17 protein-coding genes are annotated in these 20,660 nt (G+C 66.5%); 16 read left to right on the plus strand and 1 reads right to left on the minus strand.

All coding sequences use genetic code 11. The features are described 5' to 3' along the window. The first annotated feature begins 288 nt into the window (after positions 1-288). The 4 genes from HBF26_RS18820 to glpK all read left to right on the plus strand — a co-directional run bounded on the left by HBF26_RS18820 (position 289) and on the right by glpK (position 5,075). The gene (locus HBF26_RS18820; protein ID WP_240151431.1) at positions 289-1,059 is read left to right on the plus strand and encodes a DeoR family transcriptional regulator; all 771 of its coding nucleotides are present in this window, start codon (positions 289-291) and stop codon (positions 1,057-1,059) included. 226 nt (positions 1,060-1,285) lie between these two features. Next, positions 1,286-2,773 carry a glycerol-3-phosphate dehydrogenase gene (gene glpD, locus HBF26_RS18825; RefSeq protein ID WP_167129688.1) on the plus strand — a complete coding sequence of 496 codons (1,488 nt, stop codon included), beginning with the start codon at positions 1,286-1,288 and terminating at the stop codon, positions 2,771-2,773. A gap of 69 nt (positions 2,774-2,842) precedes the next feature. Further along, positions 2,843-3,547, plus strand: coding sequence for an MIP/aquaporin family protein (locus tag HBF26_RS18830; RefSeq protein ID WP_167129690.1), 705 nt, complete (start codon positions 2,843-2,845; stop codon positions 3,545-3,547). 16 nt (positions 3,548-3,563) lie between these two features. Then, positions 3,564-5,075, plus strand: a complete 1,512-nt coding sequence (glpK, locus tag HBF26_RS18835; RefSeq protein ID WP_338039709.1) for a glycerol kinase GlpK — start codon at positions 3,564-3,566, stop codon at positions 5,073-5,075. 161 nt (positions 5,076-5,236) lie between these two features. On the opposite strand, the gene HBF26_RS18840 is transcribed toward glpK, so the two are convergent. Next, entirely contained in the window at positions 5,237-6,172 is a 936-nt protein-coding gene (locus HBF26_RS18840; RefSeq protein ID WP_167129694.1) for a carbohydrate kinase family protein, read from the minus strand. 269 nt (positions 6,173-6,441) lie between these two features. Between HBF26_RS18840 and HBF26_RS18845 the strand changes: the two genes are divergently transcribed. The 12 genes from HBF26_RS18845 to HBF26_RS18905 all read left to right on the plus strand — a co-directional run bounded on the left by HBF26_RS18845 (position 6,442) and on the right by HBF26_RS18905 (position 20,633). Then, a complete protein-coding gene (locus HBF26_RS18845; protein ID WP_072322142.1) occupies positions 6,442-7,488 on the plus strand; it encodes a rod shape-determining protein in 1,047 nt (348 codons plus the stop codon). A 50-nt stretch (positions 7,489-7,538) separates the two neighbouring features. Next, the gene (gene mreC / locus HBF26_RS18850) at positions 7,539-8,525 is read left to right on the plus strand and encodes a rod shape-determining protein MreC (protein ID WP_167129696.1); all 987 of its coding nucleotides are present in this window, start codon (positions 7,539-7,541) and stop codon (positions 8,523-8,525) included. Further along, the gene (gene mreD, locus HBF26_RS18855; RefSeq protein WP_167129698.1) at positions 8,522-9,013 is read left to right on the plus strand and encodes a rod shape-determining protein MreD; all 492 of its coding nucleotides are present in this window, start codon (positions 8,522-8,524) and stop codon (positions 9,011-9,013) included. The genes mreC and mreD overlap by 4 nt, the downstream gene beginning before the upstream one ends. Beyond that, positions 9,010-10,989: a penicillin-binding protein 2 gene (gene mrdA / locus HBF26_RS18860; RefSeq protein WP_167129700.1), complete on the plus strand. Its 1,980-nt coding sequence runs from the start codon at positions 9,010-9,012 to the stop codon at positions 10,987-10,989. Before mreD ends, mrdA begins: the two co-directional genes overlap by 4 nt. After that, positions 10,986-12,101: a rod shape-determining protein RodA gene (gene rodA, locus HBF26_RS18865; RefSeq protein ID WP_167129702.1), complete on the plus strand. Its 1,116-nt coding sequence runs from the start codon at positions 10,986-10,988 to the stop codon at positions 12,099-12,101. The genes mrdA and rodA overlap by 4 nt, the downstream gene beginning before the upstream one ends. A gap of 186 nt (positions 12,102-12,287) precedes the next feature. After that, positions 12,288-13,319 carry a lytic murein transglycosylase B gene (gene mltB / locus HBF26_RS18870; RefSeq protein ID WP_167129704.1) on the plus strand — a complete coding sequence of 344 codons (1,032 nt, stop codon included), beginning with the start codon at positions 12,288-12,290 and terminating at the stop codon, positions 13,317-13,319. Positions 13,320-13,498: 179 nt separating this feature from the next. Beyond that, positions 13,499-14,803: a septal ring lytic transglycosylase RlpA family protein gene (locus HBF26_RS20000; RefSeq protein WP_425483012.1), complete on the plus strand. Its 1,305-nt coding sequence runs from the start codon at positions 13,499-13,501 to the stop codon at positions 14,801-14,803. A 39-nt stretch (positions 14,804-14,842) separates the two neighbouring features. Further along, complete coding sequence (locus HBF26_RS18885) at positions 14,843-16,066, plus strand: D-alanyl-D-alanine carboxypeptidase family protein (protein WP_167129705.1); 1,224 nt, start codon at positions 14,843-14,845, stop codon at positions 16,064-16,066. Positions 16,067-16,079: 13 nt separating this feature from the next. Next, entirely contained in the window at positions 16,080-16,370 is a 291-nt protein-coding gene (locus HBF26_RS18890) for a DUF493 family protein (RefSeq protein ID WP_167129707.1), read from the plus strand. 227 nt (positions 16,371-16,597) lie between these two features. Further along, a complete protein-coding gene (gene lipB, locus HBF26_RS18895) occupies positions 16,598-17,266 on the plus strand; it encodes a lipoyl(octanoyl) transferase LipB (RefSeq protein ID WP_167021763.1) in 669 nt (222 codons plus the stop codon). A gap of 12 nt (positions 17,267-17,278) precedes the next feature. Next, positions 17,279-18,277: a lipoyl synthase gene (lipA, locus tag HBF26_RS18900; RefSeq protein WP_167129709.1), complete on the plus strand. Its 999-nt coding sequence runs from the start codon at positions 17,279-17,281 to the stop codon at positions 18,275-18,277. A 28-nt stretch (positions 18,278-18,305) separates the two neighbouring features. After that, positions 18,306-20,633: a carboxy terminal-processing peptidase gene (locus HBF26_RS18905; RefSeq protein ID WP_167129711.1), complete on the plus strand. Its 2,328-nt coding sequence runs from the start codon at positions 18,306-18,308 to the stop codon at positions 20,631-20,633. Positions 20,634-20,660 lie beyond the last annotated feature (27 nt).

Here is a 20,660-nt window from a genome sequence, read left to right on the forward strand (position 1 = left end):
GAAGTGAAACGCGCATGCGCCGATGGTAGTGTGGCTCAAGCCATGCAAGAGTAGGTCACCGCCAGGGGCTTTATCCTAAAAACCCGGTCTCGAATGAGGCCGGGTTTTTTCTTTGCCTGTGGGAGCCGGCTTTGCCGGCGATCCCGGGGCAGCGGGCATCCCTTGCCGCCAGCACCCATCGCCGCTGAGGCGGCTCCCACACAAAGCGCGCTACACATAGCGCGACTGCGGCATGACACTCCTGCGGCAACAGGTCATCATGTCCGTGTGCGGCGAAACGGGAAACCCATGGATCCACGACTCAACCGACGGCAGGAAGAACTGATTGCCATCGTTCAGCGCGAAGGCTTTGCCGGCGTGGACGAGCTGGCCAGCCACTTCGACGTGGCGCCGCAGACGATCCGCCGCGATCTGAACCTGCTGGCCGACGCCGGACTGATCCGGCGTTATCACGGCGGCGTCAGCGCGCAGTCCAGCGTGGAAAATGTCGCCTATGCCGCAAGGCAGTCCCTGCAGGCCGCGGAGAAGAATCGCATCGCGGCGTCGATCGCCAGGGAGATTCCCGATGGCTCCTCGCTCTTCATCAACCTTGGCACCACCAACGAAGGTGTCGGTCGCGCGCTGCTCGACCATCGCGACCTCAGGGTCATCACCAACAACCTCAATATCGCCATCCTGCTGAGTGACAACCCCACCTTCGAGGTGATCGTCGCCGGCGGCGTCGTGCGTGGCCGGGATCACGGGGTGACAGGGGAGGCCACGATCGAGCTGATCCGTCAGTTCAAGGTGGACTTCGGCATCATCGGCATCTCGGGCATCGAGCTCGACGGCACCCTGCTCGATTTCGACTTCCACGAGGTACGCGTCGCGCAGGCGATCATCGAGCACTCGCGGCAGGTGTTCCTCGGTGCGGACCACAGCAAGATCGGCAGGAATGCGATGGTCCGGCTCGGCGATTTCTCCCACGTCGACGCCTGGTTCACCGATCGGCCGCCTCCCGACGCGCTTCTTCCCATCCTCGAGGCGGCGGGCACGCAGGTGCACGTGGCCGGAGGCTGACCGCGACAGAGCGCCCCGGCCGATAGCCGGGGCGTTTTACGCTGCACTGCGGCGTGCGATGTTCGGTAATGTTCGAATATGCTCGCTTTGGCTCGATAGCGGCTTATCGATGTCGTAAGAATGTTCGTTTTCGCTGCGAACGTGTTCTTAACGACTGGAAACGAACATGGCGGGCGCGTGCGCCACTGAGCGAACGCGCCTCGTCCCCTGCAGAACGGAGCACCCGATGGTCGAGCAGGTCGATGTACTGGTGGTCGGCGGTGGCGTGAACGGCGTCGGTATCGCTCGCGATGCCGTGGGCCGCGGGCTGAGCGTCTGGCTCTGCGAGCGCGACGACCTCGCTTCCCATACGTCCAGTGCCGCCACCAAGCTGATCCACGGCGGCCTGCGTTACCTGGAGCAGTTCGAATTCGCGCTGGTCGGCAAGGCGCTCGCAGAGCGCGAGGTACTGCTGCGCGCGGCGCCGCACATCATCTGGCCGCTACGCTTCGTGCTGCCGCACCAGCCTCACTTGCGCCCGGCGTGGATGATCCGCATCGGCCTGTTCCTGTACGACCACCTCGGCCGAGGCCGTCGTACGCTTCCCGGTTCGCGCAGGGTCCGTTTCGGTAAGCATGTAACCGGGGCGCCACTGCGCGACGAGTTCGCCGTCGGTTTCGTGTACTCGGACGCCTGGGTGCAGGATGCGCGCCTGGTGGTCCTGAATGCGATGGATGCCGCGCGCCGCGGTGCGCGCATCGAAACCCATACCACCTGCGTCAGCGCCCGTCGCGACGGTGACGGCTGGACGGCGGAACTGGCGGCACGTGACGGAACGCGGCACTTCGTGCGGGCCCGCGCGCTGGTCAACGCGGCGGGTCCTTGGGCCGCGAGCTTCCTGGACGAGGTGGTGCATCTCAAGCACAAGCACACCCTGCGCCTCATCAAGGGTAGCCACATCGTGGTCCCGAAGATCTTCGAACACCGCTACGCGTACATCTTTCAGCAGCCCGACCGCCGCATCGTCTTCGCGATTCCCTACGAGCGCGACTTCACGCTGATCGGCACCACGGACATCGAGTATCACGACGACCCTTCGCATCCGCGCATCGACGCAGACGAAAGCAGCTATCTGTGCGACGCCGTCAATCGCTACTTCAAGAAGCAGCTGACTCCGTCCGATGTCGTCTGGAGCTACAGCGGTGTGCGTCCGCTGTTGCAGGACGAAGCCGGCAGCGCGTCGGAAGTTACGCGCGACTACCTGCTCGACATCGACGAGGACGGTGCGCCGCTGCTCAACGTCTTCGGCGGCAAGCTCACCACCTATCGCAAGCTCTCGGAAGAAGCGCTCGACCGGCTTGCCCCCCTGCTTGGCAACAACAAGCCGGCCTGGACAGCGGACGCGCCGCCGCTGCCCGGGGGTGGCGAACGTGACACGGACGAATTGCTGGCCGACATACGGTCGACCCGTCCGTGGCTGCCCGAAAAACTCGCCTGGCGTCTCGTGCACAGCTACGGCACCCGCGCGCGCGACCTGCTTGGCGAGGCTCGCGGGCTCGACGCCCTGGGCGAGAACTTCGGCTCCGATCTCTACCAGGCCGAGGTCGACTACCTCGTGCGTCACGAATGGGCCACCGAGGCCGAGGACATCCTCTGGCGCCGCACCAAGGTCGGCTTGCGCGTCACGCCGCCCGATGTGGAACGCCTGTCCGCTTATCTCGCGGGAAAGCGCTGACGCGCGAGCCTGCTAGTCCACCCTGCGCGGTCGCACTGATGACCTGCCGCGCGACGAAGGAGTATTGGCATGTCGGTGTACCTGAGTGAATTCCTCGGAACGATGGTGATGATCCTCCTGGGCGACGGCGTAGTCGCCGGCGTCCTGCTGAAGGATTCCAAGGCGGAGAATGCGGGCTGGGGCGTGATCACGTGGGCGTGGGGCCTCGCCGTGCTCATGGGTATCTTCGTCGCTGCGAAGAGCGGCGCGCATATGAATCCCGCGATCACGCTGGCCATGGCTGCCATCGGCAAGCTTTCCTGGTCGCTCGTTCCCGGTTACATCGCAGCGCAGATGGCCGGTGCGTTCACCGGCGCCGTGCTGGTGTACCTGGCGTATCTCGCGCATTGGCGCGGGACCGACGATCCGGCGAAGAAGCTCGGCATCTTCTGCACGATCCCGGCGATCCGCTCGTTCCCCGCCAACATTCTCACCGAGGTGATCGGCACCTTCGTTCTGGTGTATTGCGTACTCGCCATCGGCAGCAACGATCTTTCCAAGGGCATCGCGCCCATCGCCGTCGCGCTGCTCGTGGTGGTGATCGGCATGTGCCTCGGTGGCCCGACCGGTTACGCCATCAACCCGGCGCGCGACTTCGGGCCGCGTGTCGCGCACGCGCTGCTTCCCATTCCCGGCAAGGGCGGTTCCGACTTCGCCTATGCACCGGTTCCCATCGTCGGTTCGATCATCGGCGCCTTGCTCGCCGCCTTCGCCTACACCGCTCTCGCGGCCTGATTCGAGAGGACCTATCGTGACCAAGAAGACCTACATTCTCGCCATCGACCAGGGTACGACCAGTTCGCGCACGATCCTGTTCGACCACGACGGCAACATCGCCGGCACCGCGCAGCGCGAGTTTCCGCAGATCTTTCCGCAACCGGGCTGGGTGGAGCACAACCCGCGGGAGATCATGACCAGCGTGCTGTCGACCATGACGGAGGTGATCAGCAGTTCGCAGATCGATCCGGCCGCGATCGAAGGCATCGGCATCACCAACCAGCGCGAGACCGCCGTGGTCTGGGACCGGCACACGGGTCAGCCGATCTACAACGCGATCGTGTGGCAGTCGCGCCAGACGGCGGAAATATGCGAACGGCTGAAGGCCGAAGGCCATGAAGCCATGGTCCGCGAGAAGACGGGACTGCTCATCGACGCCTATTTCGCAGGCACGAAAGTGCGCTGGATCCTCGACCATGTCGACGGCGCGCAAGCCCGGGCCGAAGCGGGCGACCTGCTGTTCGGCACCATCGACACGTGGCTGATCTGGAACCTCACCGGCGGCAAGGTCCACGTCACCGACTACACGAATGCCTCGCGCACGTTGATGTACGACATCCACAAGCGCGAGTGGGACGACGAGTTGCTGAAGATGCTGAACGTACCGCGTGCCATGCTGCCCGAGGTGAAGTCCTCGAGCGAGGTGTACGGCAACACGTTGGCGAAACATTTCTTCGGACGGGAAGTGCCCATTGCGGGCATCGCGGGCGATCAGCAGGCCGCGTTGTTCGGCCAGGCGTGTTTCGAGGAAGGGCTGGCCAAGAACACGTACGGCACCGGTTGCTTCATGCTGATGAACACGGGCGAAAAAGCCGTGCGTTCGAAGAACGGGCTGCTGACCACCATCGCCTGGGGCGTCGACGGCAAGGTGGAATATGCCCTGGAAGGCAGCATCTTCGTGGCGGGCTCGGTGATCCAGTGGTTGCGCGACGGCCTGCGCATGCTTGGCAAGGCATCCGATTCGCAGGAGTACGCGGAGCGGGCGAAGGACAACGACGGTGTGTACTTCGTGCCTGCCTTCGTCGGTCTCGGTGCGCCGTACTGGCAAAGCGACGTGCGTGGTGCCGTGTTCGGCCTGTCGCGTGGCACCTCGAAAGAGCAGTTCATCCGAGCGGCACTGGAATCGATGGCCTACCAGACACGCGACGTCCTTGAAGCGATGCAGGCCGATTCGGGGATCCAGCTGAAGGAGTTGCGCGCGGACGGCGGCGCCATCGCCAATGACTTCATGGCGCAGTTCCAGGCCGATATCCTCGACGTGACGCTGCTGCGGCCAAAGGTGCAGGAAACCACGGCGCAGGGTGCGGCGTATCTCGCCGGCCTCGCGGTCGGGTTCTGGAAGGACAAGCAGGACATCGCAAGCCGCTGGGCCGTCGATCGCGAGTTCAAGCCGGCGATGACGAAAGAGCGCCGCGACGAACTCTACGACGGCTGGAAGCGCGCGGTGAACGCCACGATGGCTTTCAAGCCCGGCAAGGCGGGCTGACGACTGTGGGAGCCGCTTCAGCGGCGATCCCGCGGTAGCGTGAGCGGGCAAGCTCGCCGCGCGCACCCGTCGCCGCTGAAGCGGCTCCCACACAAAGCGCACAACAAGAAGGGGCGGCGCATCGCTGCGCCGCCCCTTCGTTCGAGCACAGCGGCGAGCGCTCAGCCCAGCGCGTAACCGAACTGATCCTGGAACTCCGCAGCGAACTGGTCGTACGTGAAGTACTGGTTCTGCGTGCCCGGATGCTCGACCTTCAACGCGCCCATCAGCGAGGCCATGCGACCGATGGTGGGCCAATCGTAACCCTTCATGATGCCGAAGATGAGGCCGGCGCGGTATGCGTCGCCGCAACCGGTGGGGTCCACCACCTGGCGTTCGCGAGCCGGCGGAATCTCCGTCGTCTGGCCGTCCACATGGATGAGCGAACCGCGCGGGCCCTGCGTGACGATATAGGCGGTGACCTTCGACGCGATCTCCGCGGCACTCCATCCCGTGCGCTGCTGCAACAGCTGCGACTCGTAGTCGTTGACGATGACGTAGTTGGCCTTCGTGATCATCGAGCGGAATTCCTCGCCGTTGAACAACGGCATGGCCTGGCCCGGATCGAAGATGAAGGGCACGCCGCGCGCGGCGAATTCGTCCACGTGCTGCAACATGGCCTCGCGGCCGTCCGGCGCCACGATGCCGAACGTGCAATGCGCGATGTCGCGCACGTGGTTTTCCTGCGCGCTGGACATCGCGCCGGGATGGAAAGCGGTGATCTGGTTGTTGTCCAGGTCGGTGGTGATGAAGCACTGCGGGGTGAACTGGTCGTCGAACTGGCGGACGCCGTCGAGACGGATGCCGTGTTTCTCCAGGTGCGCGCGGTACGGCGCGAAATCCTGGCCCACCGTGGCCACCGGCATGGGTTCGCCACCCAGCAACTTGAGGTTGTACGCAATATTGCCTGCGCAGCCGCCGAACTCGCGGCGCATGGCCGGCACCAGGAACGACACGTTCAGGATATGCACCTGGTCCGGAATGATGTGGTTCTTGAACTGGTCCTGGAACACCATGATGGTGTCATAGGCGAGCGATCCGCAGATTACGGCAGTCATGCGTTGGGTGGCCCTGGATATGGATTGGCACGACCGGCGAGGTCGCGAGAAGCGCCGCCCGCATGGGGTCCGGCAAACCTGACGATCCTACCGAAAAACCTTCCCCGAGGCGACCGGCCCGGCACCCCCGACCCCACCCCGAAAGGGCAGATTCCGCTCGCATCATCCGGACTTACAAGGCTTTCTTAACGACTCCGCCCTTGCGTGGGGAAGGGCGCCAATCTAGACTCGCACGCTTACTTTTTCCCGCTATGGGCGCCCGCCGCATCATGTTTAAGAAGTTCCGCGGACTCTTTTCGAACGACATCTCCATCGATCTCGGCACGGCGAATACGCTTATTTATGTGCGCGGGCAGGGCATCGTCCTGAACGAACCCTCGGTGGTGGCGATCCGCCAGGACCGCGGCCCGGGCGGCCCCCGCGCCGTGGCGGCGGTGGGCGGCGATGCCAAGCGCATGCTCGGCCGCACCCCGGGCAACATCGCCACGGTGCGCCCCATGAAGGACGGCGTCATTGCCGACTTCACCATGACCGAAGCGATGCTGCAGCACTTCATCAAGCAGGTGCACCGGTCGCGCATGCTGCGCCCGAGCCCGCGAGTGCTCGTTTGCGTGCCGTGCGGGTCCACCCAGGTGGAGCGCCGCGCCATCAAGGAATCGGCCGAAGGCGCCGGTGCCCGCGACGTCTTCCTCATCGAAGAGCCCATGGCCGCCGCGATCGGCGCCGGTATCCCGGTGCACGAGGCCCGCGGCTCCATGGTGCTGGACATCGGTGGCGGCACCTCCGAAGTGGCAGTCATCTCGCTCAACGGCATCGTCTACTCGCAGTCCGTGCGCGTGGGCGGCGACCGCTTCGACGAGGCCATCATCAACTACGTGCGCCGCAACCACGGCACGCTGATCGGCGAGTCCACCGCCGAGCGGATCAAGCTCGAAATCGGCTGCGCCTTCCCGCAGAGCGAGGTGCGCGAAATCGAGATTTCCGGCCGCAACCTCGCCGAGGGCGTGCCGCGCATGTTCACCATCAACTCCAACGAGGTGCTGGAAGCCCTGCACGAGCCGCTCTCCGGCATCGTGGCGGCGGTGAAGGCCGCGCTGGAGCAGACGCCTCCGGAGCTCTGCTCCGACGTGGCCGAGCGCGGCATCGTGCTCACCGGTGGCGGTGCGCTGCTGCGCGACCTGGATCGCCTCATTTCCGAGGAAACCGGCCTGCACGTGCAGGTAGCCGACGACCCGCTCACCTGCGTGGCGCGCGGCGGCGGCAAGGCCCTGGAGATGATCGACCAGCACGGCAGCGACTTCTTCGCGTTCGAATGATGAGGGCGCGCACGGGCTGGATGTCCGAGCGCACGGGGACCTCCTGACCCATGGCCCTCAATCGCGACGACCAGTCGCCCCTGTTCGCGGCCGGCGTGGTGGGCACGCTCCGGCTCATCGTCTACCTCGCACTCGCCTGCGTGCTGATGGTCCTCGACCATCGCGGCGGCTGGCTGCCCAGCGTGCGCTATGGCTTGTCCCTCGTGGTCGAGCCGGTCTACCGCATTGCGGGGCTTCCGTCGCAGGGCTTCCATGCGGCGACGGTGGCCTTCGCCGATCGCCAGCGCCTCACCGACCAGAACCAGCGGCTGCGTGAAGACCTGCTGCTGGCGAACGCCAAGCTCAACCGCATGGCCTCGGTCGCGGAGCAGAACCAGCGCCTGAAGGAACTGCTCGACACCCAGCACAGCCTGTCGCTCAACGTGCAGCTTGCGCGCCTCATCGGTGTGGACCTCGGCAGCTTCCGCCACCGCATCGTCCTGAACGTGGGCGCGCGCGACAAGGTGCGCCCCGGGCAGGTGGTGATCGATGCGCGGGGCGTCATGGGCCAGATCGTGGAGGTACTGCCGACCACGTCGGTGGCCATGCTCATCACCGACCCGAACCATGCCATCCCCGTGACGATCGAACGAACCGGCCTGCGCACCATCGCCTACGGCTCGCGCGCGGGCGACATGCTCATGCTGCCCAATATCCCCGTCTCGGCCGATGTGCAGGTGGGCGACAAGCTGGTCACATCCGGTCTGGGCGGACGCTTCCCACCTGGTTTCCCCGTGGGCGAGATACGCGACGTGGCACAGACGCCCTCCGGCACCTTCCTGTCGGCACAGGCGCGGCCCGCGGCGGACCTCGATCGCAGCGAGGATGTGCTCCTGCTGCACGACCTGGCCGAAAATGCCGGCCCGCCGGAGCCGGCGCAGGAAGCGGGTCCGCCCGCCAGCCTGGCGCCGGACCCCAATGCGCCGCCTGCGGCCACGCCGGCGCCGGCACCGACGGGCGCGTCCACCGCTGCCGCACCAGCGGGAGGGGCGCCATGAACAAGACGCGCGTTCGTCAGCTGTGGTTTGCCGCCACGCTGCTCATCTCGCTGTTCCTCATGCTCATTCCGCTGCCGGGGCCGCTCATGCCGCTGAAGCCGTACTGGCCCGCGCTGGTGCTGCTCTACTGGTGCCTGCAGTCGGGCGATCGGGTCACGCTGGGGCTGGCCTTCTGCCTTGGTGTGGCCGCGGATCTATTCGACGGGGTGCTACTCGGCGAACAGGCGCTGCGCCTCACCGCCATGGTGTTCATCGCGCTGCGGTTCCGGTCGCGCCTGCGCTTCTTCCCCATGTGGCAGCAGTCGCTGGCGGTGCTGGGCCTGCTCGTGAACGACCGCATCCTGCTGATGCTGGTGCGCGTGTTCAGCGGCGATCCCCTGCCGCCGCCCGAATATTGGATCTCGCCGCTGGTCGGCGCGGCGCTCTGGCCGTTCCTGTTCCTCATCCTCGACGACCTGCGCGCGCGCCTGCGCATCCACGAGGCATGAGCCGGCGGCGCGCCTCGATCAAGGAGGTCCGCGGCGAGGTGGCGCTGTTCCGCCGCCGCGCCCTGACGGGCTTCGCGCTGATCCTGCTGGGGCTGGCAGGCGTCTGCGTGCGCTATGTGTATCTCCAGGTGCTGCACCACGACGAATTCGTGGTGCGCTCGGACCAGAACCGCGTGAAGCCGCGTGCGATCCCGCCAGCACGCGGGCTCATCTACGACCGCAACGGCGTGCTGCTCGCCGACAACGTGCCGGCGTTCCGGCTCGAAGTGACGCCCGAGCAGGTGACCGACATGGACCGCATGCTGGCGGACCTCGGCCAGGTGGTGCCTCTCTCGGACGAGGACATCGCCAGCTTCAAGAAACAGGTGAAGCAGAGCCGCCGCTTCGAGGGCGTGCCGCTGAAGCTGAAACTCAACGAGGACGAGATCGGCCGCTTCGCGGTGAACCGCTGGCGCTTCCCCGGCGTGGACGTCGTGCCTTACCTCACACGGCGCTATCCGATGGGCGCGCAGATGGCCCACGTCATCGGTTACGTCAGCCGTATCGACGCCGAAGACCTCGAGGCCATGGACGAAGAGGAAGAGGCGAGCTACAAGGGCACCACGCACATCGGCCGCATCGGCATCGAGCGCTACTACGAGAAATTGCTGCATGGCGAGCCCGGTTACGAACTGGTCGAGGTGAATGCCGACGGCCGCACGCAGGCCGTGCTGGACACTACGCCGCCCACGCCGGGCAAGAACATCTACCTCAGCATCGACGTGCGCCTGCAGAAGGCGGCGGAGGAAGCAATGAATGGCCGCGCCGGCGCCGCCATCGCCATCGATCCGCGCAATGGCCAGGTGCTGGCCTTTGCCAGCGAGCCGAGCTTCGATCCGAACCTCTTCGTGAACGGTATCAGTTCGGCCGATTACAAGGCGCTGACCACGGCGCCGGACAAGCCGCTGTACAACCGCGCACTGCGCGGTGTCTACCCGCCGGGTTCCACGGTGAAACCGTTCCTTGCCCTCGGCGGCCTTGCGCTGGGTATTCGTCGGCCCAGCGACACCGTGCTTTCCACGGGCGAATTCTGCATTCCGGGGCAATCTCGCTGCTACCGCGACGACAAGCGCGGTGGCGACGGCACGGTGAACCTCCAGCGCGCCATCGAGAAATCCACCAATACGTATTTCTACCGCCTCGCGCTCGACATGGGCATCGACCGCCTTTCCGCCTGGATGTCCCGTTTCGGCTTCGGCCAGAAGACCGGCATCGACCTGGTGGGCGAAGTGGAAGGCATCCTGCCGTCGCGGGAATGGAAGGCGACCCGCAGCAAGAACGGCTGGTACCCAGGAGAAACGATCATCGCCGGCATCGGGCAGGGCTATTGGGCCGTGACCCCGCTGCAGCTCGCGCATGCCACCGCGACCTTCGCGGGCCATGGCATCCCTTACAAGCCGCATTTCCTGCTGGACACGCAGGACGGCGTGGACAGCCCGCGCGTGCGGCAGTCGTTTCCCCCTACCGGCCCCTCGCTCGTCAAGAAAGCAGCGGACTGGGATGCGGTGGACGAAGGCATGATCGCGGTGATCAACGGCGAGGGCACCGGCAAGGGTCTCGGCAAGGGATTCCCTTATGTCATCGCGGGCAAGAGCGGCACCGCGGAACGTTTCTCCCGCACCACCAATGCGTATAACGAGAACAAGAACACCGCCTATCTCGCCTCCCGTCACCGCGCGCTCTTCATCGCCTACACGCCCGCCGAAGACCCGCGCATCGCCGTGGCGGTGGTGCTCGAAGCCGGCGCATGGGGTGCGAAGGATTCCGGCCCCATCGCCCGCAAGATCCTCGACCAGTGGGTGGTGGACGAAGGCGGCGCGAGGCCGGAAGACCCGTCGCCCACCGATATCGTGACCTCGGACGCACTGCCGGAGGCGGCACCCTCGGGCGAAAACCCGGCGCAGGGCGACGACAGCGGCGAGGAGCCGGCGCAATGATCCGAAACCTCACCGTGCGCATGCGCCGCTTCGGCATGCGGCTTCTCAGCCGCCCGCGGCTCGACCTGCCGCTGCTGCTGGCGCTGGTTGTCCTCGCCTGCGCGGGCCTGGCCACGCTCTACAGCGCAGGCGGCGGCAATTACTCGCTGGTGGGCGGGCAGGCCGCGCGCTTCGCGCTCGGCGGCGTGCTGTTGCTGATCATCTCTCGCATCCCGCCGCCGGTACTGCGGTCGTGGACGCCTTGGCTCTACATGGGCAGTACGGCGTTGCTGGTGGTAGTGGCGGTGCTGGGCGAGGGGAGGGGTGCCTACCGCTGGCTCGATCTCGGCGTCATGCGTTTCCAGCCGTCCGAACTGCTGAAGCTGACCATGCCGATGATGGTGGCCTGGTACCTGCACCCCCGCCAGTTACCGCCCAGCTGGAAAGACATCGTGGTGGTGGGGCTGCTCATCGCGGTGCCGGCGGGGCTTATCGCCGAACAGCCAGACCTCGGCACGGCCCTGCTCGTGGCCGGTGCCGGCGCCTTCGCGTTGTTCCTGTCGGGCATGGCGTGGTGGCGCATCGGGCTGCTGGTGGGCGGTGTGGCGGCCGCGGTTCCCGTGGCCTGGCAATTCCTCCACGAGTACCAGCGCAATCGCGTGCGCACCATGTTCGATCCCGAATCCGACCCGCTGGGCAACGGCTGGCACATCATCCAGTCGAAGATCGCGGTGGGCTCGGGCGGCGTGTTCGGCAAGGGCTGGCAGCACGGCACGCAGTCGCGCCTCGACTTCCTGCCCGAGCACACCACCGACTTCATTTTCGCGGTGTTCTCGGAAGAATTCGGCCTGGTGGGCGTCGTCGCCATCATGCTGCTCTACGCCTTCATCATCGGCCGCTGCCTGTGGATTGCGATGAACGCACGCGACACCTATTCGCGCCTGCTGGCCGGCGCCATCGGCATGAGCTTCTTCGTCTACGTGGCCGTGAATGGCGGCATGGTGGCCGGCATCCTGCCCGTGGTGGGCGTGCCCATGCCGCTGGTGAGCTACGGTGGCACCTCCGCCGTATCGCTGCTCACGGGCTTCGGCGTGCTGATGTCGATCCACGCGAACCGCAAACTGCACGATTAGCGCCGCCCCGGCGACATGTAGGAGCGCGCCCTGCGCGCGACAGGTTTTCGCACCTGTCTCCAACCTTGCGCGCCAGCTCCGGGTCACGGCCTCAAAACCTGTCGCGCGCAGGGCGCGCTCCTACAGCCTGAACGCGCGCCCAGCCTCGCCCGGGACACGCCAGAAACGCGTGTTACGCTTCGGTCCATGGATGAAGTTCTCTCCGCGCGCCGCGCACGACCCGCACGCCGTTTTCCGCGCCTCGCCGGCGCGTTGATCGCTCTCCCCCTCCTGTTTACCTCCACCGCCCATGCCGCCACCCATCCGGGGCAGGAGCAACTGGTGCGCGAAGTGGCGAAGGACACGGGCAAGAGCAAGGCCTCGCTGAATGCGCTGCTCGACGGCGCGAAGAAGCAGCAGGCCATCCTCGATGCGATCAGTCGGCCCGCCGAGGGCAAGCCGTGGCGCGATTACCGGCCCATCTTCCTCACCGAAAAGCGCATCGAGGCGGGCGCCGACTTCTATCGCGAGCATCGCGCGCTGCTCGAGGCCATCGGCCGCAAGTACGGCGTGCCACCCGAGTACATCGTGGCCATCGTGGGCGTGGAAACCTTCTACGGCCGCAACACCGGCAAATGGAAGGTGCTGGACGCGCTGACCACGCTGGCTTTCTACTACCCGAAGCGCGCGCCGTTCTTCCGCGAGCAGCTGAAGGTGCTGCTTGAGCTTCCCTCGAACCACCTCGGCGGCCCGCTCGATACGCTCACGGGTTCGTACGCGGGCGCACAGGGCTGGGGCCAGTTCATGCCCTCGTCCATCCGCGACTGGGGCGTGGATTACGACCACGACGGCCGCATCGACATGAAGGGCTCGATGGGCGACATCTTCGCAAGCGTGGCGAATTATTTTGCGCAGCACGGTTGGGAAGCCGGCGGCCCTGTCGCCGCACGTGCCCAGCCCGACGCGCGCGCCGTGGCACCGGGCGTGCCCAAGGACTGGCGCCCTGCGGCGCCCGTGGAATCCTTCGTGGCCGAGGGCTTCGCCCCTTTGCAGCACCTGAACCCGGGGCGCGACGCGCAGCTGGTGCGGCTCGACGGCCCCGCCGGCGACGAATACTGGTTCGTGTTCCAGAACTTCTACGTCATCACCACCTATAACCGCAGCCCGATGTACGCCATGGCCGTGGACCAGCTCGCGCAGGAAATCCGCGCACGTGTGAAGGGGCCGGGCGCGCGATGAAGCAGGGCGCCGTGGGGGCGGTGACGACGACGAGTGCCCTGTGGGAGCCGGCTATGCCGGCGATCCCGCGGCAGCGGGCAATTCTGTCGCAAGCACCCATCGCCGCTAAAGCGGCTCCCACACAGAGCCCACCTGTCTTGGTAGCTCCCACGAGGGGGCGCGTCGCGCAAGTCCTCCTCATGGTTCTGATCGCCATGGCCCTCACCGCCTGCGGCGGCTCGAAGAATTCCCGCCCGTCGTCCCGGGGCGGCGGCTCGGTGTCTTCGCCGCGCGGGGGTTACGACGACATCCGCAAAGGGCAGTCCAGCCGCTACCGCAGCCGCAGCGACAGCGTTCCCACCGACATCCCCGACGTCAGCAAGCTGCCGGAGCCGGTGCCGAAAGTGGAGCCGCGTTCGCTCTACGGCAACAAGTCGCCGTATTCGGTGCTCGGGCAGACCTACCGGGTGCTGCCCAGCCCGCATGGCTATGTCGAGCGCGGCATCGCGTCGTTCTACGGCAACAAGTTCCACGGCTACAAGACCTCCAGCCTGGAGGAATACGACATGTACCAGTTCTCCGCGGCGCACAAGACCTTGCCGCTGCCGAGCTACGCACGGGTCACGAACCTGGAGAACGGCAAGAGCGTCATCGTCCGCATCAACGACCGCGGGCCGTTCCACGAAAACCGCATCATCGACCTCTCCTTCGCCGCAGCCGTGAAGATCGGCGTCTGGCCCAAGGGCACGGGCCTCGTGGAAGTGCGCGCCATCGATCCCGGCGATCCCGGCAGCGAACGCAGCGCGCCCTACGTGAACACGGCGCCGAAGCCCGCTCCCGTCACGGCGCCCCGACCGCCCGTGGCTTCGACGGTGGGAGCCGCTTCAGCGGCGATGGGTGCTCGCGACAAGACTGCCCGCTGCCGCGGGATCGCCGCTGAAGCGGCTCCCACAGGAAGCGGCTGCGGCACATCGTCCTCCAGCGCTTCCGTGGCGCCCCGCACGGTCGCGACGCCCGCGGCTGCCGTGGGCGCCATGGGCGCGGCAGCCGCCCCATCAGGGGATGCTGCCGACGACTACGGCGATGGCAGCGTGGCCGGCATGACCGATGCCACCCCGGCCGAGGCCCTGCCACCCGCGCCAGGAAGCACGGCGCGGGCCGCGGGCGCGACCACGCGCATGGCCGCCGCGACGCCGCCGGGCACCGGTGCGGCAACCGCGGCTGCGGCGGTGCCGACGACGGGCAGCATCACGCCCCCCGTGCCCGGCAAACCCAGTATCTACCTCCAGGTGGGCGCCTTCTCCGACGTGGCGAATGCCCAGCGGGTGGCCGACCAATTGAACCGCGCGGGCCTCGGGCCTGTCAGTGTCGTCGAGACCCAGATCGGCGGCCGCAACGTGCGCCGCGTGCGCGTGGGGCCCCTCTCCGACGTGGACACCGCCGACCGCGTTACCGACCAGATCGCAGGCATGGGCCTGCCCAGGCCGCAGGTCGCGGTAGACTGACCTTCTTTTTTTTCTTGCTTTGACTGGACCGCTGACACGATGAAGCTCTTGCCCCGCTCCCTGTTCGCTTTCGCCGCCGCCGCGCTCGTCGCCGGTGTGACCGTGGCGCAGCAGACGCCGCCCCGTCCCTCCGTGCCGCGCCCCGTGGTCCCCGAGGCGCCGGTGCCGCCGCCGCCGGACGTGGAGGGCAAGAGCTGGGTCCTGATGGACTACAACACCGGGCAGATCATCGCCTCGAAAGACCCGGACATGCAGGTGGAGCCGGCCTCCATCACGAAAGTGATGACCGACTACGTCGTGTCCGCCGAGATCGGCAACGGCAAGATCCACATGACCGATCCGGTCACCATCAGCGAGAACGCGTGGCGTGGCGGCGGTGCGGGCACCGACGGTTCCACCAGCTTCCTGAAGCTCAACAGCCAGGTGCCGCTGAAGGATCTGCTGTACGGCATGATCATCCAGTCGGGTAACGACGCCGCCATCGCACTGGCCGAGCACACCGCCGGTTCCGAGCCCGCGTTCGCCAACCTGATGAACGCGTACGCGAAGCAGCTGGGCATGACCCACTCGAACTTCCAGAACGCGTCCGGCTACCCCATCGCCAACCACTACACCACGGCTCGCGACATCGCGATCCTCTCGCGTGCGCTCATCCACGACTTCCCCGAGGACTACGCCATCTCCGCGGTGAAGGAGTTCGAGTGGAACGGCATCAAGCAGCACAACCGCAATCTGCTGCTGTGGCGCGACAACACGGTGGACGGCATCAAGACCGGCCACACCGCCGCCGCCGGCTACTGCCTGGCTGCTTCGGCGAAGCAGGGCGACGCACGCATGATCGCCATCGTGATGGGTGCGAACAGCGAGAAGGGCCGCGCCGATGCCGCGCTGGCGCTGCTCAACTACGGCTTCCGTTTCTACGAGTCGCACAAGCTGTATGAGGCCAACAAGCCGCTGGCCACGCCGAAGCTCTGGAAGGGCGCCGAGAACACCATTCCGCTGGGCCTTACCGAAGACGCCATGGTGTCGGTCAAGCGCGGCGACTACGACAAGCTCAAGGCCAACCTCGACATTCCCGCCACCCTGATCGCCCCCTTCAAGAAGGGCCAGCAGGTGGGCACGCTGCGCGTCACGCTCGACGGACAGCCGGTGCTGACAAAGCCGCTGGTAGCACTGGCCGATGCACCCGAGGGCGGGTTCTTCTCGCGCCTGTGGGACACCATCATGCTGTGGTTCCACAGCGACGACGGCGACAAGAAGTAAGAGGGCATTCGTTATGCGCGAGATCGATTTCAGCCAGGCGCAGAAGGAAGGGAAGGGATTCCAGTTCCCCGGCGAGTTCGAGATCACCGCGATCGGCAACGCCAACGCGGGGCTGGACAAGCAGGTGCCGGCGCTGCTCCTGGGCATCGGCGTGGAGGTTCTCCACGAAACGCTGTCGACCAAGCTCACGCCCGCCGGCAATTACCAGTCCGTGACCGTCACCTTCGTGGCGGTCACCCGCGAGAAGTACCTCGAGGCGCACAGCACGCTGCGGGCGGACGAGAATATTCGTTTCACGATGTGAGTGAGTCGGCCGCTGCGCGGCCTGTAAGTCGGCCGCGAAGCGGCCTGTGAACCGTAAGAAGAGTGCTCTTACGCACTGGCCGCGCAGCGGCCGCTGACGGTTCACAGGCCGCTAGCGGCCGACTCGCAGGCGCGATGCGCCGACTCACACAACCCAACCCTTGCATCCCCGGGCCGCCACCCGCAAATTGCCAGAACCCGCCCGCTCAGGCCTCACCGCTCATCCCCATGACCCTCCCCCTCAACGTCCGCCGGCTGGGGCGCGTCCCCTACGAATCCACCTGGAAGGCCATGAGCGCCTTCACCGACAACCGCACCGACGACACCGTCGACGAGTTGTGGCTGCTGGAGCACGATCCGGTGTTCACGCTGGGCCAGGCGGGCCTGGAGGAACACGTGCTGTTCGCCGGGGACATCCCGGTGGTGCGCGTGGATCGCGGTGGCCAGGTGACCTATCACGGCCCCGGCCAGATCGTGGCCTACCCGATGATCGACCTGCGCCGCACCGGCGTGGGCGTGCGTGAACTGGTCCACCGGATCGAGCAGGCCATCATCGACACCCTGGGCGAATGGAACATCGGGGCCGACCGCCGCGAGGGCGCCCCGGGCGTCTACGTGGCGGAGGCCAAGGTCGCCGCGCTGGGCCTGCGCATCCGCCGTGGCTGCAGCTTCCACGGCCTGGCCTTCAACGTCGACATGGACCTCGAACCCTACCACCGCATCAATCCCTGCGGGTACAAGGGTTTGGAAGTCACCCAGGTGGTAGACTTAGGTGGTCCGTCGCGGTTGGCGGACGTGGAAGACGTCCTGGTTCAGGAATTCTGCAAGCAGTTCGGCTTCCACGCCGTGCCGGCCGATCCCATCCTCCCCGAACTCCCCGCGCGCCTTGCGGTCTGAGGCTGTAGCCCCATGAGTCAGACTTCCGCTTCCCCCTCCCGCAGCATCCCCATTGCCGTGGTCGACAAGCCCGGTGAGAAGATGCTCGGCAACGACAAGATCGGCCTCAATCGCGCCGGTTTCGACGCGTCGCAGCCCGCGCTGCGCAAGCCCGGCTGGATCCGCGTACGCCTGCCGCAGGGCAACGCCGTGCAGCAGCTGAAGGCGCGCCTGCGCGAGAACTCGCTGGTCACGGTGTGCGAGGAAGCCTCCTGCCCGAACATCCACGAGTGCTTCTCCAAGGGCACGGCCACCTTCATGATCCTCGGCGAGGTCTGCACCCGCCGCTGCTCCTTCTGCGACGTGGCCCATGGCCGCCCGCTGCCTCCCGATCCGCTTGAGCCAGCGCGCCTGGCCGAGACCATCCGCGACATGCGCCTGCGCTACGTGGTGATCACCTCGGTCGACCGCGACGACCTCCGCGACGGCGGTGCCGAGCATTTCGCCTCGTGCATCCGCGCGGTGCGCCACGCCAGCCCCGACATCCGCATCGAGATCCTCACACCGGATTTCCGCGGCAAGGGCCGCATGGAGCGCGCGCTGGACGTCCTGAAGGACTTCCCGCCCGACGTCTTCAACCACAACCTGGAAACGGTGCCGCACCTCTACCGCGAGGTCCGCCCCGGTGCCGACTACCAGTGGTCGCTCGACCTCCTGAAAAACTTCAAGGCCCAGCACCCCACCGTGCCCACCAAGTCCGGCATCATGCTGGGCCTGGGGGAAACGATGGAACAGGTCCTGGAAACCATGCGCGATCTACGCGCCCATGACGTCGACATGATCACCATCGGCCAGTACCTGCAGCCGACGGCGCACCACCATCCGGTGGTCCGTTACTGGACGCCGGACGAGTTCGAAGCCCTGCGTGTCGCCGGCGAAGCCATGGGTTTCTCCCATGTCGCCTCCGGTCCGCTGGTGCGATCCTCCTACCATGCCGACCTGATGGCTCACGCCGCCGGTGTCGTCGAATAACCGCCAAGCACACCGAGGCTCCGACTACATGACTCTCCGCCCCGCGATCGCCCTCCTGCTGGCCTTGTCGGCCGCGGGCGTCCAGGCACAGGCCGCCGCCCCGCAGCAGCGGCCCGACACGACCGCGCCGGCGACGAAGTCCGCCCCGCAGCCGAAGGATGCTTCCGAGGCCGCCACCTCGCCTCAGCCGCAGCGGAAAGAGTCCACCCTTCCGTTGAAGCCCACGTCGGCCGAGACGCAGGCGGCGCAGTTGTCGGCGCGCTTCCTCACGCGGTTCCACTACCAGGCCCAACCGCTCGACGACGCCATGTCGGGCAAGATCTACAAGGCCTACATCGAGTCGCTCGACGGCGAGAAAGTCTTCTTCACCCAAGAAGACCTCGCGAAGTTCGAGCCCCTGAAGACGCAATTCGACGACGCCATCTGGAACCAGGACCTCTCCGGTCCGTTCTCGGTGTTCAACCTGTACATCACGCGTGCGGTCGAACGCATGGAATACGCGCGCAGCCTGCTGAAGAAGGGCTTCGACTTCAGCGGCAACGAGAGCTTCAACTTCGACCGCAAGAAGGCCGCGGCGCCGAAGAATCAGGCCGAGCTCGACGACGTGTGGCGCAAGCGCACGATGAACGACTGGCTGCGCCTCAAGCTGGCCGGCAAGAACGACGACGACATTCGCAAGACCCTCGACAAGCGCTACGCCACCTACATCACGCGCGTGCGCCAGCTCGACGACGAGGACGCCACGCAGGCCTTCATGACCGCGTACGCGAACTCCACCGATCCGCACACCGACTACCTCGGTCCCCGCGCGGCCGATGCGTTCGACATCGCCATGCGCCTGTCGCTGGAAGGCATCGGCGCGGTGCTCCAGGCGCGCGACGACTACACCACCATCCGCGAGCTCGTTCCCGGCGGGCCGGCCATCAAGTCCGGCAAGATGAAGCCGGGTGACCGCATTGTGGCCATCGGCCAGGGCGAAACCGGCCCCATGGTCGACGTGGTCGGCTGGCGCCAGGACGACGTGGTCAAGCTGATCCGCGGCAAGAAGGACACCACCGTTCGCATCGAGATCCTCCCGGCCGACGCCGGCGTGGACGGCAAGCATGAAATCGTCACCCTTGTCCGCAAGAAGGTCACGATGGAAGAGCAGGCGGCGAAGTCGAAGGTCATCGACGTGAAGGACGGCGACGTCACGCGCAAGATCGGCGTGATCGAACTGCCCACCTTCTACCAGGACTTCGGCGCGCGCCGTAACGGCGACGCCAACTTCAAGAGCGCCACTCGCGACGTCTCCAAGCTGCTCACCGAGCTGAAGGCGCAGAAGGTGGAAGGCGTGATCATGGATCTGCGCAACAACGGCGGCGGTTCGCTCAACGAAGCCACCGAACTCACCGGCCTGTTCATCGACACCGGCCCCGTGGTGCAGGTGCGCGACGCGCGCGGCCAGGTCGAGGCCCAGGGCGACGACGCGCCGGGCATGGCCTGGGACGGCCCGATGGCCGTGCTGGTGAACCGCGGTTCTGCGTCCGCGTCGGAGATCTTCGCGGCCGCCATCCAGGACTACGGCCGCGGCATCATCATCGGCGAGCCCACCTTCGGGAAGGGCACCGTGCAGAACCTGGTGGACCTCGACCGCTTCGGCAAGGCCACCACCGGCGAAGACGCCAAGTACGGCGAGCTCAAGATGACCATCGCCGAGTTCATCCGCATCAACGGCGACAGCACGCAGTTGCGTGGCGTCACGCCCGACGTGCAGTTCCCGCAGAACGGCGACGCCAAGGAATTCGGCGAATCCACGTACGACAACGCGCTGCCGTGGCGGCATATCGATCCGGCCGATTACAAGCCGGTGGCCGACCTCAAGCCGATCGTCGGGCCGCTGAACCAGAAGCACCAGGCGCGCGTGGCGAATTCGCCAGCGTGGAAACTGATGCTCGACGAACTGGCCCAGTACCAGAAGCTGCGCGACAAGACCGACATCTCGCTCAACTTCGCCACCCGTCAGGCCGAGCGCAAGCAGTACGAGGCCACGCAGGCCGACTTCCGCGCCCGCCGCAAGGCGATCTTCGGCGGCGACGGCAGTCCCGCGGAACTGGGCGACACCGGCGATACCGCCGACGACGGCCTGAACCCGAACGAGCGCAGCATCAAGTCGGAGATCAAGCAGGAAGCCGAGGCGAAGAAGGCCAAGGACACTCCGCTGGACGAAGCCGCACACATCGTTGGCGACGAGGTCGCGATGATCAAGGCGGATCCGAAGCTCGCTGCGGAAGTGCTGCCCTACGGCGGCCGCAAGATCGACGCGCCGCAGACGGCGCAGGTGCCCGCGAAGCCGACAGGCGACAGCACGCCGTAAGAACGAAGGCGCCGCAAGGCGCCTTTT

Source organism: Luteibacter jiangsuensis, from assembly GCF_011742555.1.
GTDB lineage: Bacteria > Pseudomonadota > Gammaproteobacteria > Xanthomonadales > Rhodanobacteraceae > Luteibacter > Luteibacter jiangsuensis.

Coding starts and splice junctions, on each gene's coding strand:
- HBF26_RS18820 (WP_240151431.1), top strand. CDS start 289: ATGGATCCACGACTCAACCGACGGCAGGAAGAACTGATTGCCATCGTT.
- glpD (WP_167129688.1), top strand. CDS start 1,286: ATGGTCGAGCAGGTCGATGTACTGGTGGTCGGCGGTGGCGTGAACGGC.
- HBF26_RS18830 (WP_167129690.1), top strand. CDS start 2,843: ATGTCGGTGTACCTGAGTGAATTCCTCGGAACGATGGTGATGATCCTC.
- HBF26_RS18840 (WP_167129694.1), bottom strand. CDS start 6,172: ATGACTGCCGTAATCTGCGGATCGCTCGCCTATGACACCATCATGGTG.
- HBF26_RS18845 (WP_072322142.1), top strand. CDS start 6,442: ATGTTTAAGAAGTTCCGCGGACTCTTTTCGAACGACATCTCCATCGAT.
- mreC (WP_167129696.1), top strand. CDS start 7,539: ATGGCCCTCAATCGCGACGACCAGTCGCCCCTGTTCGCGGCCGGCGTG.
- mreD (WP_167129698.1), top strand. CDS start 8,522: ATGAACAAGACGCGCGTTCGTCAGCTGTGGTTTGCCGCCACGCTGCTC.
- mrdA (WP_167129700.1), top strand. CDS start 9,010: ATGAGCCGGCGGCGCGCCTCGATCAAGGAGGTCCGCGGCGAGGTGGCG.
- rodA (WP_167129702.1), top strand. CDS start 10,986: ATGATCCGAAACCTCACCGTGCGCATGCGCCGCTTCGGCATGCGGCTT.
- mltB (WP_167129704.1), top strand. CDS start 12,288: ATGGATGAAGTTCTCTCCGCGCGCCGCGCACGACCCGCACGCCGTTTT.
- HBF26_RS20000 (WP_425483012.1), top strand. CDS start 13,499: ATGGTTCTGATCGCCATGGCCCTCACCGCCTGCGGCGGCTCGAAGAAT.
- HBF26_RS18885 (WP_167129705.1), top strand. CDS start 14,843: ATGAAGCTCTTGCCCCGCTCCCTGTTCGCTTTCGCCGCCGCCGCGCTC.
- HBF26_RS18890 (WP_167129707.1), top strand. CDS start 16,080: ATGCGCGAGATCGATTTCAGCCAGGCGCAGAAGGAAGGGAAGGGATTC.
- lipB (WP_167021763.1), top strand. CDS start 16,598: ATGACCCTCCCCCTCAACGTCCGCCGGCTGGGGCGCGTCCCCTACGAA.
- lipA (WP_167129709.1), top strand. CDS start 17,279: ATGAGTCAGACTTCCGCTTCCCCCTCCCGCAGCATCCCCATTGCCGTG.
- HBF26_RS18905 (WP_167129711.1), top strand. CDS start 18,306: ATGACTCTCCGCCCCGCGATCGCCCTCCTGCTGGCCTTGTCGGCCGCG.